Origin of the sequence: Pseudomonas sp. REP124 (assembly GCF_020164475.1) — a bacterium.
Taxonomy (GTDB): domain Bacteria; phylum Pseudomonadota; class Gammaproteobacteria; order Pseudomonadales; family Pseudomonadaceae; genus Aquipseudomonas.
The window spans coordinates 1-17,792 of sequence record NZ_JAIQWX010000129.1 but is presented as its reverse complement, the minus strand read 5'-3'; the positions used below and the strand labels follow the sequence as shown (position 1 = coordinate 17,792).

The 17,792-nt window shown below is 61.5% G+C and carries 10 protein-coding genes and 1 other RNA gene; 8 read left to right on the top strand and 3 right to left on the bottom strand.

The annotated features are described in order from the left end of the window. Positions 1 to 38: 38 nt before the first annotated feature. Together xdhB and xdhA are read right to left on the bottom strand one after the other, a co-directional pair. The gene (gene xdhB, locus K9857_RS24070; RefSeq protein WP_224540010.1) at positions 39 to 2,438 is read right to left on the bottom strand and encodes a xanthine dehydrogenase molybdopterin binding subunit; all 2,400 of its coding nucleotides are present in this window, start codon (positions 2,436 to 2,438) and stop codon (positions 39 to 41) included. Next, a complete protein-coding gene (gene xdhA / locus K9857_RS24065; protein ID WP_224540009.1) occupies positions 2,431 to 3,885 on the bottom strand; it encodes a xanthine dehydrogenase small subunit in 1,455 nt (484 codons plus the stop codon). Before xdhA ends, xdhB begins: the two co-directional genes overlap by 8 nt. Before the next feature lie 264 nt (positions 3,886 to 4,149). Here xdhA and K9857_RS24060 point away from each other — a divergent pair, with 264 nt between their 5' ends. The 6 genes from K9857_RS24060 (at position 4,150) to K9857_RS24035 (ending at position 14,271) form a co-directional block, all read left to right on the top strand. Continuing rightward, positions 4,150 to 4,809 (top strand): GntR family transcriptional regulator, encoded by a 660-nt coding sequence (locus K9857_RS24060; RefSeq protein ID WP_224540007.1) that lies wholly within the window; start codon positions 4,150 to 4,152, stop codon positions 4,807 to 4,809. A 2-nt stretch (positions 4,810 to 4,811) separates the two neighbouring features. Next, the gene (gene smc / locus K9857_RS24055) at positions 4,812 to 8,300 is read left to right on the top strand and encodes a chromosome segregation protein SMC (protein ID WP_224540005.1); all 3,489 of its coding nucleotides are present in this window, start codon (positions 4,812 to 4,814) and stop codon (positions 8,298 to 8,300) included. A gap of 214 nt (positions 8,301 to 8,514) precedes the next feature. Continuing rightward, positions 8,515 to 9,375: a cell division protein ZipA gene (gene zipA, locus K9857_RS24050; RefSeq protein ID WP_224540003.1), complete on the top strand. Its 861-nt coding sequence runs from the start codon at positions 8,515 to 8,517 to the stop codon at positions 9,373 to 9,375. A gap of 159 nt (positions 9,376 to 9,534) precedes the next feature. Further along, entirely contained in the window at positions 9,535 to 11,892 is a 2,358-nt protein-coding gene (gene ligA, locus K9857_RS24045; protein WP_224540001.1) for an NAD-dependent DNA ligase LigA, read from the top strand. Between the two features lie 199 nt (positions 11,893 to 12,091). Further along, an RNA gene (gene ffs / locus K9857_RS24040) (signal recognition particle sRNA small type) lies at positions 12,092 to 12,188 on the top strand. Positions 12,189 to 12,570: 382 nt separating this feature from the next. Next, positions 12,571 to 14,271, top strand: a complete 1,701-nt coding sequence (locus K9857_RS24035; protein WP_224539999.1) for a putative bifunctional diguanylate cyclase/phosphodiesterase — start codon at positions 12,571 to 12,573, stop codon at positions 14,269 to 14,271. 13 nt (positions 14,272 to 14,284) lie between these two features. On the opposite strand, the gene K9857_RS24030 is transcribed toward K9857_RS24035, so the two are convergent. Beyond that, on the bottom strand, positions 14,285 to 15,025 hold the full coding sequence (locus K9857_RS24030; protein WP_224539997.1) for a substrate-binding periplasmic protein: 741 nt from the start codon (positions 15,023 to 15,025) through the stop codon (positions 14,285 to 14,287). 133 nt (positions 15,026 to 15,158) lie between these two features. On the opposite strand from K9857_RS24030, the gene dnaX reads away from it, so the two are divergent. Together dnaX and K9857_RS24020 are read left to right on the top strand one after the other, a co-directional pair. Beyond that, a complete protein-coding gene (gene dnaX / locus K9857_RS24025) occupies positions 15,159 to 17,258 on the top strand; it encodes a DNA polymerase III subunit gamma/tau (protein WP_224539995.1) in 2,100 nt (699 codons plus the stop codon). A 66-nt stretch (positions 17,259 to 17,324) separates the two neighbouring features. Next, on the top strand, positions 17,325 to 17,663 hold the full coding sequence (locus K9857_RS24020) for a YbaB/EbfC family nucleoid-associated protein (protein ID WP_224539993.1): 339 nt from the start codon (positions 17,325 to 17,327) through the stop codon (positions 17,661 to 17,663). Positions 17,664 to 17,792: the final 129 nt, after the last annotated feature.

The following is a 17,792-nucleotide window of genomic DNA, read 5'->3' as shown; positions in this document are numbered from 1 at the left end:
TAGGAGCGAGGCTCGCCCGCGAAGGCCGCGCCTCGGTCTCAGAGCGGAGCCAACTCGGCTTCAGCATCTACAGGCTTCACCGCCTTCAACTGCCGCATCTGTTCACAACCCCACAACACCCGCTCCGGCGTCGCCGGCGCATCGATCTTCGGCTGATGTTTGTAATCACCCAGGCTCGCCACCGCATCCTTGATCGCGCACCACGCCGCAATGCCGAGCATGAACGGCGGCTCACCCACGGCCTTGGAGTGGAACACCGTGTCTTCCGGGTTCTTGCGGTTTTCCACCAGCTTGACGCGCAAATCCAGCGGCATGTCCGCCACGGCCGGGATCTTGTAACTGGCCGGGCCGTTGGTCATCAGCTTGCCCTTGTTGTTCCACACCAGCTCTTCCATGGTCAGCCAGCCCATGCCCTGAATGAAGCCGCCCTCGACCTGGCCGATGTCGATGGCCGGGTTCAGCGAGGCGCCGACGTCGTGGAGGATGTCGGTGCGCAGCATCTTGTATTCGCCGGTCAGGGTGTCGACCAGCACTTCGCAGCACGCCGCACCGAAGGCGAAGTAGTAGAACGGACGACCCCGAGCCTGGCTGCGGTCGTAGTAGATTTTCGGGGTCTTGTAGAAGCCGGTGCTCGACAGCGAGACCTGGGCGAAATAGGCCTGCTGGATCAGCGCCTCGAACGTCAGGATGTGATCGCGAACCCGCACGTGGCCGTTGTGGAAGACCACGTCTTCTTCGCTGACCTTGTATTGGCGCGCGGCGAATTCCACCAGGCGTTTCTTGATGGTTTCGGCGGCATTCTGCGCGGCCTTGCCGTTGAGGTCGGCGCCACTGGAAGCAGCGGTCGGCGAGGTGTTGGGCACCTTGTCGGTATTGGTCGCGGTGATCTGCACGCGGTCCATTTCCACTTGGAACACTTCGGCCACCACCTGCGCGACCTTGGTGTTCAGGCCCTGGCCCATCTCGGTGCCGCCGTGGTTCAGGTGGATGCTGCCGTCGGTGTAGACGTGCACCAGGGCGCCGGCCTGATTGAGGAAGCTGGCGGTGAAGGAAATGCCGAACTTCACCGGGGTCAGCGCCAGACCTTTCTTCAGGATCGGGCTGTTGGCGTTGTAGCGACGGATCGCTTCACGGCGTTCGGCGTACTGGCTGCTTTCTTCAAGCTCGGCGGTCATCTCCTCGAGCATGTTGTGCTCGACGGTCTGGTAGTAATGGGTGACGTTGCGCTCGGTCTTGCCGTAGTAGTTGGCCTTGCGCACCGCCAGCGGATCGAGGGCCAGGTGGCGGGCGATGGCGTCCATCACTTCTTCGATGGCGACCATGCCTTGCGGGCCACCGAAACCACGGTAGGCGGTGTTCGACGCGGTGTTGGTCTTGCAGCGATGGCCGTTGATGGTGGCGTCGCCCAGGTAGTACGAGTTGTCCGAGTGGAACATCGCCCGGTCGACGATCGACGCCGACAGATCCGGCGAGCAACCGCAGTTGCCGGCCAGCTCCAAGGCGATGCCGTGCAGGCGACCGGTGCTGTCGAAGCCGACGTCGTACTCGACATAGAACGGGTGACGCTTGCCGGTCATCAACATGTCTTCGACCCGCGGCAAACGCATCTTGGTCGGCTGGCCGGTGAGATGAGCGATCACCGCGCACAGGCAGGCCGGGCTTGCCGCCTGGGTTTCCTTGCCGCCGAAACCGCCGCCCATGCGGCGCATGTCGACGACGATCTTGTTCATCGACACGTCCAGCACTTCGGCTACCAGCTTCTGCACTTCGGTGGGGTTCTGTGTCGAGCAGTAGACGATCATGCCGCCGTCTTCGGTGGGCATCACCGACGAGATCTGGGTTTCCAGGTAGAAGTGTTCCTGACCGCCGATGTGCAGCGTGCCTTGAATGCGGTGTTCGGCAGTGGCCAGGGCGCCGGCCGAATCGCCGCGCTGATGGGTGTGGCTGTCGAGCACGAAATGGCGTTTGCGCAGGGCTTCGACCACGTCCAGCACCGGCTCAAGGTCTTCGTATTCGATGATCGCGGCCATCGCTGCCTTGCGTGCGGTTTCCAGATCTTTTGCAGCGACGGCAACCACCGGCTGACCGACGAATTGCACAGTGTCTATCGCCAGCAGTGGATCGCCCGGAAGCAGCGGGCCGATGTCTTTCAGGCCCGGCACGTCTTCGTGGGTGATGGCGATGCGTACGCCCTCGAAGGCGTAGCAGGGCGCGGTGTCGATGCTGATGATCCGGGCGTGGGCGCGGTCCGACAGGCGTGCATAAACGTGCAACTGGTTGGGGAATTCCAGGCGATCGTCGATGTACTGCGCTTCACCGGACACATGCTTGGCGGCGCTGTCGTGCTTGACGCTGCGACCGACACCGGTGGTCAGGTCCTGGGCGAACAGTTCAGCCAGCTCGGCCTGGGTCTTCTCTACGGCGTGATGGTTAGACATAAGCGGTCACCCGAGTCTCGATGTGCGGTGTTTGCAGTTCGATGAAGTATTTGCGCAGCAGGTTCTGTGCGCTGAGCAGGCGGTATTCCTTGCTGGCGCGGAAGTCCGAGAGCGGCGTGAAATCTTCGGCCAAGGCGGCGCAGGCACGTTCCAGGGTGGCGCTGTTGAAAGGGGCGTCGCGCAGCACGGTTTCGCAGGCGTTGGCGCGTTTCGGGATCGCCGCCATGCCGCCGAAAGCCACGCGGGCGTCGGCGATCACACCGTTTTCCACGCGCAGGTTGAAGGCGGCGCAGACTGCGGAAATGTCATCGTCCAGGCGCTTGGAGACTTTGTATGCGCGGAACAACTGCTCGGCGCTGGCGCGAGGCACGATGATCTTCTCGATGAATTCGCTTTCCTGACGCGCGGTGACGCGGTAATCGATGAAGTAATCCTCAAGGGCGATGGTGCGGCGGGTGTCGCCCTTGCACAGGACGATCTGCGCACCGAGGGCGATCAGCAGGGGTGGCGAGTCTCCGATTGGCGACGCGTTGCCGATGTTGCCGCCCAGGGTGCCCTGGTTGCGGATCTGCAGGGAAGCGAAGCGTTGCAGCAGTTCGCCGAAGTCCGGGTACTCGGCCTTCAGGGCCTCGTAGCAGTCGGATAGAGCGGTGGCCGCGCCGATTTCCAGGCGGTCGTCGAAGTGTTCGATGCGCTTCATTTCGGCGACGTTGCCGACGTAGATCATCACCGGCAAGGTACGGTGGAATTGCGTCACTTCCAGCGCCAGGTCAGTGCCGCCGGCCAGCAGGCGAGCCTGTGGATAGGCGTCGTAGAGATCGGCCAGATCGGCCACGGTCAGTGGCACCAGGCAGCGTTTGTCGCCACTGTTGAGTTCACCGATGTCGGTCGGCGCAATGGCTTTGAGGCGGGCGATGGTCTCGGCTTCGCGGGCGTCGAACTGATCCGGCTGCTTGCCACAGCAGGATTGCTCGGCGGCTTCCAGGATCGGCCGGTAGCCGGTGCAGCGGCACAGGTTGCCGGCGAGGGCTTCGTGGGCTTTGTGATGGTCCGGCTGATCGCTGTTCTTTTGCAGGGCAAACAGCGACATCACGAAACCGGGGGTGCAGAAGCCGCACTGCGAACCATGGCACTCGACCATGGCCTTCTGCACGCTGTGCAGTTCGCCTTTGTGCTTGAGGTCTTCAACGCTGATCAGCTGTTTGCCGTGCAGCGACGAAACGAAGGTCAGGCAGGAATTGAGGCTGCGATAGCGAATATGTTCGCGTCCGGCTTCATCCGTCTGCAGATCACCGACCACCACAGTGCACGCGCCGCAGTCACCGCTGGCGCAGCCTTCTTTGGTACCGGGTTTGCCGACGTGGTCGCGCAGATAGTTGAGCACAGTCAGATTCGGGTCCAGGGCGTGCTCGCTACGGAGTTCCTGGTTGAGTAAAAACTGGATCACGGAAGGCCTCGCAGACTCATTATTGTTGTTAACCGATGGACCGAATTTAGCAGGTCTGACTTTTCGGTCAATGGTTTTCTGACTTAAAGGTCAGGAAAAACCATTTTCTCGATCAACGACGGGTTTCCTACAGTATTGACCCACGCGGGACAGGCTGCTTTTTGCTTGAATCGTGCCAAAACCAGCCAGCAGGCACTCCGCCATGCGGTATCAATTGCGCTACACTGCGCCGCTTGTGCAGATCGAAGAGTTTGAAGGACAACCATGACGTTCAAGGCGCCGGACAGCCTCGCCGAGCAAATCGCTCACCACCTCGCCGAACGCATCATTCGCGGTGAAATGAAGCCCGGGGAGCGCATTCAGGAGCTGAGGGTCACGCAGGCGCTCGACGTCAGCCGTGGTTCGGTCCGCGAGGCCTTGCTGATTCTCGAACGTCGTCACCTGATCGCGATCCTGCCGCGCCGCGGCGCCCACGTGACCGAACTCACCGCGCACAAGGTGAGAAGCCTGTGCGCGTTGATGAGCGAGATGTACATCCTGCTGGCCAACGCCGTGGCCACCGGCTGGAAAGTCCAGGCCGACCTTGCGCCATTCGTGCAGATCCAGCAGCGCCTGACCGCCAGCTTCGAGCGTCAGGACATTCACACCTTCGTCGACGAAAGTTTCAGCGTGATGCGCGCCACCTATCCGTTTGCCGACAATCCCTATCTGCAGGAAACCGTCGAAAACCTGCAGCCGGCCATGAGCCGTGCTTATTTCCTGGCCCTCGACCAGCGCAAGGCCTCGATGAGCGAATACCTGGAGCTGTTCGAGCGCCTGCTCGCCGCCGTCATCGCCCGTGATTTCGTACAGATCCGCGACGTACTGACGGCCTATGGCCGGCGCAGTTGCGAGCTGGTGATCTCTGCCCTGACGGATGCATAAGCGTGCGGCTCAAGTGCATCAAGCTGGCGGGATTCAAGTCCTTCGTCGATCCGACCACGGTGAACTTCCCCAGTAACATGGCGGCAGTGGTCGGGCCCAATGGTTGCGGCAAGTCGAACATCATCGACGCCGTTCGCTGGGTTATGGGCGAAAGTTCGGCAAAGAACCTGCGCGGCGAGTCGATGACCGACGTCATCTTCAACGGCTCCACCAGCCGCAAGCCGGTCAGCCAGGCGAGCATCGAGTTGGTGTTCGACAACTCCGACGGCACATTGCTGGGTGAATACGCCGCTTATGCGGAAATTTCCATTCGCCGCAAAGTCACCCGCGACAGCCAGACGACTTATTACCTCAACGGCACCAAGTGCCGTCGCCGCGACATCACCGATATCTTCCTCGGCACCGGCCTGGGTCCGCGCAGCTACTCGATCATCGAGCAGGGCATGATCTCCAAGCTGATCGAGTCCAAGCCTGAAGACCTGCGCAACTTCATCGAAGAAGCCGCAGGCATCTCCAAATACAAGGAGCGCCGGCGCGAGACCGAAAACCGTATCCGCCGCACCCACGAAAACCTAGAGCGACTGACCGACCTGCGCGAAGAGCTCGAACGCCAGCTCGAACGCCTGCACCGTCAGGCCGAGGCGGCGAAGAAGTATCAGGAATACAAGGGCGAGGAGCGCCAGCTCAAGGCGCAACTCTCGGCCCTGCGCTGGCAGGACCTGAACGATCAGGTCGGCCAGCGTGAAGCGATCATCGGCACTCAGGAAATCAGCTTCGAAGCCTTGGTGGCCGAGCAGCGCAACGCCGACGCCAGCATCGAGCGCCTGCGCGATGGGCACCACGATCTGTCCGAGCGCTTCAATCTGGTGCAGGGGCGTTTCTATTCGGTCGGCGGCGACATCGCCCGGGTCGAGCAGAGCATCCAGCACGGGCAGCAGCGTTTGCGCCAGTTGCAGGACGACTTGAAGGAGGCCGAGCGTGCGCGCCTGGAAACCGAGTCGCACCTGGGCCACGACCGCACCTTGCTGCTGACCCTCGGCGAAGAGCTGGACATGCTCACCCCCGAGCAGGAAGTCACCAGCGCCGCCGCCGAAGAGGCCGCCGCCGCGCTGGAGGAATCCGAAACCACCATGCACGGCTGGCAGGAGCAGTGGGACGCCTTCAACCTGACCGCCGCGGAGCCGCGCCGTCAGGCGGAAGTCCAGCAGTCGCGCATCCAGCAGCTGGAAACCAGCCTGGAGCGTCTGGCCGATCGTCAGAAGCGTTTGGGCGAGGAGCGCGAGCTGCTTTCGGCGGACCCGGAAGACGCGGCGATCATGGAACTCAGCGAACAGCTGGAAACCAGTGAAGCGACCCTCGAAGATCTGCAGGCCAGCGAAGAAGCCCAGGTCGAACGCCTTGAGCAACTGCGCCAGCAATTGCAGCAGGCACTGTCGGCGCAGCAACAGGCCCAGGGTGATCTGCAACGGCTCAATGGTCGACTGGCTTCGCTGGAAGCCTTGCAGCAGGCCGCACTCGATCCCGGAACCGGCACCGCTGAATGGCTGCGCGAACAACATCTGGCGGATCGTCCGCGCTTGGCCGAAGGCCTGAAGGTCGAGGCAGGTTGGGAGCTGGCGGTGGAAGCCGTACTGGGCGCCGACCTGCAAGCGGTGCTGGTGGACGATTTCAACGATTTCGATTTGTCCGGTTTTGCCCAAGGCGATCTGCGTTTGCTCAGCCCTTCCAGTGACGGTGTACGCGTGCCGGGCAGCTTGCTGGACAAGGTCGAAGCGCAGATCGATCTGTCGCCGTGGCTGGGGCAGGTCAAGCCGGTGGACAACCTTGAGCAGGCCCTGGCCCTGCGCGGTCAGTTGACCGCCGGGCAAAGCCTGATCAGCCGCGATGGTTACTGGGTCGGACGGCATTTCCTGCGGGTGCGTCGCGCCAGCGAAGCGGAAAGCGGCGTGCTGGCCCGTGGTCAGGAAATCCAGCAATTGAGCCTTGAGCGCGAAGAGCGCGAGGCCACCGTCGAGACGCTGGAAACCCAGCTGCAGAATCTTCGGGCGCAGCAACGTCAGCAGGAAAACGGCCGCGAGCATCTGCGCCGACTGCTGCAAGACGAAGCCCGTCAGCAGGGCGAATTGAAAGCCCAGTTGTCCGCCGGCAAGGCCAAGGCCGAACAATTGAACCTGCGTCGTACTCGCCTCGATGAAGAGATCGCCGAGTTGGGCGAGCAGCGGGAGCTGGAGCACGAACAGATCGGCGAAGCGCGCATCCACTTGCAGGACGCCCTCGACAGCATGGCGCTGGACACCGAGCAGCGCGAATTGCTGCTGGCCCAGCGCGACAGTCTGCGCGAGCGTCTGGACCGGGTGCGCCAGGAAGCCCGCCAGCACAAGGATCACGCCCATCAATTGGCGGTGCGCCTGGGTTCGCTCAAGGCACAGCACGATTCCACGCGTCAGGCGCTGGAACGACTGGAAATGCAGTCCGAGCGCCTGACCGAAAAGCGCGAGCAGTTGAGTCTGAATCTGGAGGAGGGCGAGGCGCCGCTGGAAGAATTGCGTCTGAAGCTCGAAGAATTGCTCGACAAGCGCATGACCGTCGATGAGGAACTCAAGACTGCGCAGATCGCCATGGAAGATGCCGACCGCGAACTGCGTGATGCCGAGAAGCGCCGCAGCCAGGCCGAGCAGCAATCCCAGCTGATCCGCGGTCAGCTGGAACAGCAGCGTATGGACTGGCAGGCCCTGACCGTGCGCCGCAAAGCCTTGCAGGATCAGTTGCTCGAAGACGGTTACGACCTGCACGGCGTGCTCGCCACGCTGACCGCGGAAGCCAGCGAAAAGGTTGCCGAGGAAGAACTCGAGCGCATTGCCGCACGTATCGCGCGCCTGGGTGCGATCAACCTCGCGGCCATCGACGAATACCAGCAACAATCCGAGCGTAAACGTTATCTGGATGCGCAGAACGACGATCTGGTGGAAGCGCTCGAGACGCTGGAAAACGTCATTCGCAAGATCGACAAGGAAACGCGTAACCGCTTCAAAGATACCTTTGATCAGATCAATGGCGGATTACAGGCGCTTTTCCCAAAAGTTTTCGGTGGCGGACGCGCGTATTTGGAACTGACGGGCGAAGATCTACTCGATACAGGGGTGACGATCATGGCGCAGCCGCCCGGAAAGAAGAACAGCACCATCCATTTGCTCTCCGGTGGCGAGAAAGCCCTGACTGCATTGGCCCTGGTTTTTGCGATCTTCAAGTTGAATCCGGCGCCGTTCTGCATGCTCGACGAGGTTGACGCGCCACTGGATGACGCTAACGTTGGACGCTACGCGCGTCTGGTGAAAGAGATGTCGCAGACGGTGCAGTTCATCTATATCACCCACAACAAGATCGCCATGGAAATGGCCGATCAACTGATGGGGGTGACGATGCACGAACCGGGCTGTTCGCGACTGGTGGCGGTGGATGTCGAGGAGGCGATGGCTATGGTGGATGCCTGATTGGCCTTCGGACTTGCTGGCCAATCGACATATTCGCAGTAGCCGCAGTGACAGACGGTGTAAAGTTGCCTTTGGTCGTGCTAGTTTAATGTCAATTTTTCGTATACGTGGGCAAAACGCCTGTCAGAACATAGAGTTGGCGCCACGTTTTAAAGCGGTTTGCAGATTGTAAACCCCTTATTTTTCAGCATTTTTTATAGAGGCACGGGATTACATGGAAATCGGTCTGCGCGAGTGGCTGATCGTCATCGGCATCATTGTCATTGCCGGTATTCTTTTCGATGGCTGGCGCCGTATGCGCGGCGGCAAGGGAAAACTGAAATTCCGTCTTGACCGAAACCTGTCCAACCTGCCGGACGAGGACACCAGCGCCGAGCTGTTGGGCCCGTCCCGCGTACTGGACAACCATAAAGAGCCGCAACTGGACGAGCAGGATCTGCCGTCGGTGAGCATGCCGGCCCGCGAGCCTCGCGAACCCCGCGAATCGGGCTCCAAGCGTGGCAAACGTGGCGGCGAGCCATCCCAGGGCGACCTGAACCTCAACCTCGATCTGGATGGCGGCCCGAGCTTCAGCAGCCGCGACGATGATTACGTTGAAGAGACCAAGGCTTCGCCATCGGCCAGCGACAAGGAACAACCTCAGGCTGAAGAAGTGCTGGTGATCAGCGTGATCTGCCGCGACGCCGCCGGTTTCAAAGGCCCGGCATTGCTGCAGAACATTCTGGAAAGCGGTCTGCGTTTCGGCGAGATGGACATCTTCCACCGCCACGAAAGCATGGCGGGCAACGGCGAGGTCTGGTTCTCCATGGCCAACGCGGTCAAGCCAGGCGTATTCGATCTGGACGACATCGACCACTTCAGCACCCCGGCGGTGAGCTTCTTCCTCGGTCTGCCAGGCCCGCGTCATCCGAAACAGGCTTTCGACGTGATGGTGGCCGCGGCACGCAAACTGTCCCAGGAGCTGAACGGCGAACTGAAGGACGACCAGCGCAGCGTACTGACCGCCCAGACCATCGAACACTACCGTCAGCGCATCGTCGAATTCGAACGCCGCGCCCTGACTCAGAAACGTTGATCAGGATCGCGCCACGCGACCTGTACCTGTAAGAGCCGAGCTTGCTCGCGATGGCGTCCGCGAGATCGCCATCGCCGGCAAGCCGGCTCCTACAATAGGTTTACCGCATCAACAGATTGAGCAGCTACGGCTGCTCTTTTGCTTTATGAGAGATCACCCATGACTGCCGCCAAAGACCGCATTCTAGAGCTGCGTGCCGAGCTGGACCTGCACAACTATCGCTATCACGTGCTGGACGAGCCGAGCATCCCGGACGCCGAGTACGATCGGTTGTTCAAGGAACTCAAGGCTCTCGAGGCCGAGCATCCGGAGCTGATCACCGCCGACTCGCCAACCCAGCGAGTCGGCAGCGCGGCGTTGTCGGCGTTCACCCAGGTGCGTCACGAAGTGCCGATGCTCAGTCTGGGCAACGCCTTCGAAGAAACCGACATGCGCGAATTCGATCGCCGGGTCACCGAAGGCCTGGATCTGCCGGCTGGTGATCTGTTCGGTGGCGGCGCGGCGGTGCAATACAGTTGCGAACCCAAGCTCGATGGCCTGGCGGTCAGCCTGTTGTATCAGGACGGTATGCTGGTGCGCGGCGCGACTCGCGGTGACGGCACCACCGGCGAAGACATCAGCGTCAACGTGCGCACGGTGCGCAACATCCCGCTCAAGTTGCACGGCACTGGCTGGCCGGCGACTCTGGAAGTGCGCGGCGAAGTGTTCATGTCCAAGGCCGGATTCGAGCGGCTCAACGCCAGCCAGCTGGAAGTCGGCGGCAAGACCTTCGCCAACCCGCGCAACGCGGCGGCGGGCAGCTTGCGCCAACTGGATTCGAAGATCACCGCCAACCGGCCGCTGGAATTCTGCTGCTACGGTATCGGCCAGGTGTCCGCGGACATCGCCGATACGCACATCGGCAACCTGCAACAGCTCAAGGCCTGGGGCATGCCGATCAGCCACGAGTTGAAACTGGCGAACGGTATCGATGAATGCCTGGACTACTACCGCGACATCGGCGAGCGCCGCAACGCGCTGCCCTATGAAATCGACGGCGTGGTGTTCAAGGTCAACAGCATCGCCTCGCAGCGCGAACTGGGTTTCCGCGCTCGCGAACCGCGCTGGGCCATCGCCCACAAATTCCCGGCCATGGAAGAGCTCACCGAACTGCTCGATGTGGAGTTCCAGGTCGGACGTACCGGCGCCGTCACCCCGGTGGCGCGCCTCAAACCGGTCAAGGTTGCGGGCGTCACCGTGGCCAATGCCACCTTGCACAACATGGATGAAGTGGCGCGCCTGGGCCTGATGATCGGCGATACCGTGATCATTCGCCGCGCGGGTGACGTGATTCCGCAAGTGGTGCAAGTGGTCACCGAGCGTCGCCCGGACGATGCCCGGCCGGTGCACATCCCGGAAAAGTGCCCGGTGTGCGGCTCCCATGTCGAACGCACGCAACTGATCAAACGCAGCAAGGGCCGCGAGACGGTCAGCGAGGGCGCGGTGTATCGCTGCGTCGGTCGACTGGCCTGCGGCGCGCAGCTCAAGCAGGCAATCATTCACTTCGTTTCCCGCCGGGCGATGGATATCGAAGGCCTGGGCGAGAAGAGCGTCGAGCAATTGGTGGATGAAGGCCTGGTGAATTCGCCGGCCGACCTGTATGCCCTGACCTTCGAACAAGTGGTGGATCTGGAAGGTTTCGCCGAGCTGTCGAGCCGCAACCTTCTAAGCGCCATCGAAGACAGCAAGAAACCGGGGCTGGCGCGCTTCATCTACGCCCTGGGGATTCCCGATGTCGGCGAGGAAACGGCCAAGGTGCTGGCGCGTTCCCTGGGTTCGCTGGAGCGGGTGCAGAAAGCCCTGCCGCAAGTGCTGACCTACCTGCCGGACGTCGGGCTGGAAGTTGCGCACGAGATCCACAGTTTCTTCGAGGATTCGCACAACCAGCAGGTGATCGCCGATCTGCTCAAGCACGGCATGCAGATTCAGGATCAGGGCGAGCTGGGCGCGGAGTTTGCCGCCAGCACCACCCTGGGCGGTTTCCTCGACAAACTGCACATTCCTTCAGTTGGGCCGGGCGGGGCGCAGAAACTCGCCGACCGGTTCGGTTCGCTGCAGGCGGTGGTCGACGCCGACTGGCTGGACATGCGCCAGACCTTGCCGGAGAAACAGGCCAACTCGGTTCGTGAGTTTTTCGCCATCGAGGAAAATCGCCTGCAGGCGGTCGAGGCGGAAAAACAACTGGCTGATTTCGGCATGCACTGGCAGAGCGAAAAGAAAGTCGTCGAAGGCTTGCCGCTGACCGGCCAGACCTGGGTGCTGACCGGCTCCCTGGAGCTGATGAGCCGCGATGTGGCCAAGGACAAGCTGGAAAGCCTGGGTGCCAAAGTGGCGGGTTCCGTGTCGGCCAAGACCCATTGCGTGGTGGCGGGGCCGGGGGCGGGTTCCAAGTTGGCCAAGGCCAATGAGTTGGGGCTGAAGGTGTTGGATGAAGAGGCGTTCGTCGATTTCCTGAAGGAGCACGGCATCACCGTCTGACATCAAAAGATCGCAGCCTGCGGCAGCTCCTACAGGGGAATGCGCTCCAATGAAGCAACTGCCGCAGGTTGCGATCTTTTACGTTTCGCATGTCCTTGAAGCACCTCATGTTTTTTAATCCGCGCCAACGGTTGTAACTTCGTCTCAGATAGGTACAATGGCGCGGCTCGCCGTCAGGTGAGCATCGTTATGGTGACCCCATCGGTCCCCCCGCAACGATTACCCGTGAACCTGGTCAGAGCCGGAAGGCAGCAGCCACAGCGGGAACATTGTGTGCCGGGGTGTGGCTGGTGGGGTTGCCACCTTAACGACTCCGCGAGTGCTCTCTCGCGTCATTTCCCTCGAATACTTCGATTTTGCTGCCATGGCCCTCGTCCATAGCGGTGTTTGTTCGTCTGCGCTTCAAGCATCGAAACGACGTCCAATTCCATTCCGAATCAACACCTTAACGAGATTTCCCTGCATCTGCGGGTGAGAGCCGTTTTCGCCTTTTCTTGCAAAATGTGACGCATCTCGTAGAATCGCCGCCCCAAATGGGTAGTTAATGGCCTGTTCCCGGAAGTTCGAAAAACAATAGAAGCCAGCATGGCGTTCGCTTAACCGCGTTTCGAGAGTCTCTGGGCGGCCTGCTGCCTGACGGGCTTGCACCGCCAATGCCAGCGACAGCGAGTCTGACTCATGGATGAGAAGTACCGCAGGGCCGTGGATGCCGCCGCGATTTTTTCCGAGACCGATCCCACCGGCCGGATTACCCACGTCAATGATCAATTCTGTGCAGTTTCCGGCTACAGTCGCGAAGAGCTGCTCGGGCAAAACCATCGCCTTCTCAATTCCGGCACGCATTCGGCGGATTTTTTCGACGGGATGTGGCACACCATCTCTTCGGGCAATGTCTGGAAGGGCGAGATCTGCAATCGCGCGAAAGACGGCAGCCTGTATTGGGTAGAGAGCACCGTGGTGCCCGTCCTCGACAAGGCCACGGGGCGGGTCGAGCGTTATCTGTCGATCCGTTTCGATATCAGCGAAAAGCGTGAACTGCTGCATACCTTGCAATGGCGGGTAGGGCACGACGTGCTGACCGGTTTGCCCAATCGGGCATTCCTCTCGGATCTGCTGGACCAGGCTTTGGAATTCTCCAGGGTCAAAGGCACCCCGTTGGCGGTGTGCATGCTCGACCTAGATGGCTTCAAGGCGGTCAACGATGGCTATGGGCATGCCATGGGCGATCTTCTATTGGTGGAGGTTGCCAAACGATTGCGTGGCATCCTGCGTGGCGAAGACGTGGTGGCGCGGCTGGCTGGTGACGAGTTCGTGCTGGTGCTGCGGCATGTGCGGGATGTGCCGGAGTTGCGCGCCGCTTTGGACCGGGTACTGGAAGCGATTTCGTTACCGTACTCACTCGCCGGCAAGGACATCCATGTGTTCGCCAGTATCGGCGTCACCTTATTCCCCCACGACAATGAAGACGCCGAAACCCTGCTGCGCCATGCCGATCAGGCGATGTACGTGGCCAAGCAGAGCGGTCGCAAGCGCTTTCATTTGTTCGATGTGTCCCGGGATCAGGAGGTCAAGGCCACCTACCAGACCGTCGAACAGGTGCGCCAGGCGCTGGCGGGCGACGAGTTGCATCTGCACTTTCAGCCCAAGATCAACATGCGCAGCGGTGAAGTCGTGGGGTTCGAGGCGCTGCTGCGTTGGGACCATCCGCAAAAGGGCACGGTGCCTGCCAGGGAATTTCTGCCGCTGGTCGAGGAAACCGATCTGATCGTCGATATCGGCGACTGGGTGATGAATCAGGTGCTGACCCAGCTGGATCAATGGCAGCAGGCCGGGCATGACTGGCCGGTGAGCGTGAACATCGCGGCGCGGCATTTCCAGCGCACGGACTTTGTCGAACGCCTGAAAACCGTGCTGGCGCGACACACCAACGTCGACCCGCAGCGGCTGGATCTGGAGATCGTCGAGGCGGTCGCCATCGAGAATATTCAGCACGTCAGCGATTGCCTGCGGGACTGTCAGGCGCTGGGGGTGCAGTTTTCGCTGGGGGATTTCGGCACCGGATACTCGTCCCTGAGCTACCTCAAGCGCCTGCCGACCCAGGCCATCAAGATCGACAAGTCCTTCGTGCGCGACATCCTGCATGACCGCGATGACCTTGCCCTGACCACCGCGGTGATCGGCCTGGCCCGAGCGTTCGGTAGGCAAGTGATTGCCGAGGGGCTGGAAAGTGCCGAGCACGGCGAGTTGCTTTTGCGATTGGGCTGCGAAGTGGCCCAGGGTTACTTCATCGCCCAGCCGATGCCGCCTTCGGCAGTGCCGGACTGGGTGGCGGGGTTTGTCGCGCCATCGCAGTGGCGGCAGATTGATCAGGTTGTCTGAAACCCACAAGGTGCTACGGCTTGCCGCCGATATACAACCGGATGATGTCATCAATCTCCCCGGACGTTTTCATCCGCACCAGCGTGCGCAGAATCCGTTGCGCCGGCACATCCGGATCATTGCGCACGAAGCAGCCCAGGCTTTGCTCCTGCAGCACCGCCACGCCTTGCAGCTGCCGATCCGGTAACAAGCGCTGATTGAACCAGTCCAGCGTCCATTGATTGCTGACGGCGTATTGATTGCGGCCGGCCAGGAGTTTTTCCAGCACCAGTTCCTGATTGCGAGCGTCGTCGCGCAGCAGCTGATTGGCGTCGAACAGCGGTTGCAGGGTCGGGTAGCTGTAGCCGAGCACGGTGCCGATGGTCTGGCGTGGCAGGCTTGCCGGGATCACCGAGGTCTGTGGGGCAGGGCGGCTGACCAGCAGGTCGGGCTGGGTCCAGAGCGGGACGCTCCATAGATAGTTGTCGGGCAGGTTCGGCAGCCAGGATTGTGCGACGTAGCAGCGAACATCGATCTCGTTGTGTTCCATGGCAATCTGTACCCGGCTGCGGGGCAACACATGAAATTGCGCGGGTACGCCGACCTGAGTCGCGAGGCTGAGCATCACGTCGTACAGGATGCCCTGGGTCGGCCGGCCGTGGTCCAGTTGCACCAGCGGCATCGCCCAACTGTCGGACACCGCAAAGCGCAGCGGCGCCTCGGCAGCGAATCCGTTCAGGCTGATCGACAGCAGTGCCCCCATGGCCAGCCGCATAAACGCTCCGCTACTTTTGATAAAAAGCTCCCGAAATGCAGCTTATCCAGATTAGACGAGTACACCGGATGCAATTTTGCCCTTGCTCCGCTAGCATTAGCCGCTTCCGCTTCTATCGCCGCGATGGTTTTCGATGAGTTATCAGGTTCTTGCACGTAAATGGCGTCCGCGCTCGTTCCGCGAAATGGTCGGCCAGACCCATGTGCTCAAAGCTCTGATCAATGCCTTGGACAGCCAGCGCCTGCACCACGCCTACCTGTTCACCGGTACGCGCGGGGTCGGCAAGACCACCATCGCGCGGATCATCGCCAAATGCCTGAACTGTGAAACCGGTATTACTTCTTCGCCTTGCGGCGAGTGTTCGGTGTGCCGCGAGATCGATGAGGGCCGCTTCGTCGACCTGATCGAGATCGACGCCGCCAGCCGCACCAAGGTCGAGGACACCCGCGAACTGCTCGACAACGTGCAATATGCTCCGAGCCGTGGGCGCTTCAAGGTCTACCTGATCGACGAAGTGCACATGCTCTCCAGCCATTCCTTCAATGCGCTGCTCAAAACCCTCGAAGAACCGCCACCCTACGTCAAGTTCATCCTGGCCACCACTGATCCGCAGAAACTTCCTGCAACGATTCTCTCGCGGTGCCTGCAGTTCTCTCTGAAAAACATGACACCCGAGCGTGTGGTCGAGCATTTGACCCACGTGCTGGGCGTCGAGAACGTGCCGTTCGAAGACGATGCACTGTGGCTGCTGGGTCGCGCCGCCGACGGTTCGATGCGCGATGCCATGAGCCTGACCGACCAGGCGATCGCCTTCGGTGAAGGCAAAGTCCTTGCCGCCGATGTGCGGGCGATGCTCGGCACCCTCGATCACGGCCAGGTTTATGACGTCCTGCATGCGCTGATCGAAGGCGATGCCAAGGCCCTGCTCGAAGCGGTGCGCCATTTGGCCGAACAAGGCCCGGACTGGAACGGTGTGCTCTCGGAAATTCTCAACGTGCTGCACCGTGTCGCCATCGCCCAGGCCCTGCCGGATGGCGTCGACAACGGTCACGGCGATCGCGACCGGGTGCTGGCGCTGGCCCAGGCGCTGCCAGCCGAAGACGTGCAGTTCTATTACCAGATGGGCCTGATCGGTCGTCGCGACCTGCCTCTGGCGCCGGACCCGCGGGGCGGCTTCGAAATGGTGCTGCTGCGGATGCTCGCCTTCCGGCCTGCCGATAGCGCGGATGCACCAAGGCAAGCGCTAAAGCCAGTGGGGATCAGCCAGGCCACAGTTGATTCCGCGAAAGCAGTGGCTGCCGCGCCGGTTGCTGCTCCGGTAGTCGCTGCGGCAGTGGCGCCGGTCGCCGCGCCGCCGGTTGCGGCTCCAGCGCCTGCTCCGGAACCTGAACCTGAACCTGAACTCGTTGCACCGGTCGTCGTACCCGAACCAGTAGTGGAAGCGGCGGTCGCCGAAGAGGTGATCGACCTGCCGTGGAATGATCCGGTCGAGCCAGAGCCTGAGCCGGAACCCGCCCAGCAACCCGCCGTTGAGCCGCTGCTGGACACTGTCAGCGAGCAGCCCGAGTTGCCGCCGGTGATGGCGCCAACGCCTGATAGCGTGGTCCCGGACGCACCAGAGTGGGCCGCCGCGCCTATTCCGGAGCCGACCGTCGCCGAAGTCGATGCCGCCACACCGGGCATGGACCTGGACGACGAGCCGCCGCTGGACGAGGATTACATCGAGCCGGACATGGATTCGGCCTACAGCTACCTCGATGAGCTGGCCAGCGAACATACCGCCGAACCTGCGCCCGAGCCTGAACCCGAGCCCGCCGCCGCGCCGGCCACCGGTCTGGCCCTGCAATGGCTGGAGCTGTTCCCGAAATTGCCGATCTCCGGCATGACCGGCAGCATCGCCGCCAACTGCACGCTGATCGCGGTGGATGGCGATAATTGGCTGCTGCACCTCGATCCGGCCCACAGTGCGCTGTTCAACGCCACGCAGCAGCGTCGCCTGAACGATGCGTTGAATCAGTTTCACGGACGTACCCTGACGCTGACCATGGAGCTGATCAAGCCCGAGCAGGAAACCCCGGCCCAGGCGGCGTCGCGCCGGCGTGCAGACCGTCAGCGCGAGGCCGAGGAATCGATCCACGGTGATCCGTTCATCCAGCAAATGATGCAGCAGTTCGGTGCGGTGATCCGTAACGATACTATTGAACCTGTCGAAGCCCTGGTCAGTCAGGGCTAATAACTGAAGGCGTCCGGCCGATAGCGCCGGGCGACGTTTAAATCCGGTACTTTTGAGGTGATTCCCATGATGAAAGGTGGCATGGCCGGCCTGATGAAGCAGGCGCAGCAGATGCAGGAAAAAATGGCCAAGATGCAGGAAGAGCTGGCCAACGCCGAAGTCACCGGCCGCGCCGGTGGCGATATGGTCACCCTGGTGATGACCGGTCGTCACGATGTGAAGAGCATCAGCATCGACCCGAGTCTGGTCGAAGGCCTGAGCGAAGACGACAAGGAAATGCTGGAAGCCGTTATCGCCGCAGCCTTCAACGACGCCGTGCGCAAGATCGAAGCCAACAGCCAGGACAAGATGTCTGGCATGACCGCTGGCATGCAACTGCCACCGGGCATGAAACTGCCATTCTGATTCGCCGTCGGGCGTCGGATGAGCTACAAAAAATGCCAGGCATTGCGCCTGGCATTTTTGTTTTTGTCCGTCAGGCATGCAGTGCCCGTGGCATTGCTATCGCGAGCAGGCTCGCTCCCACAGTTGACC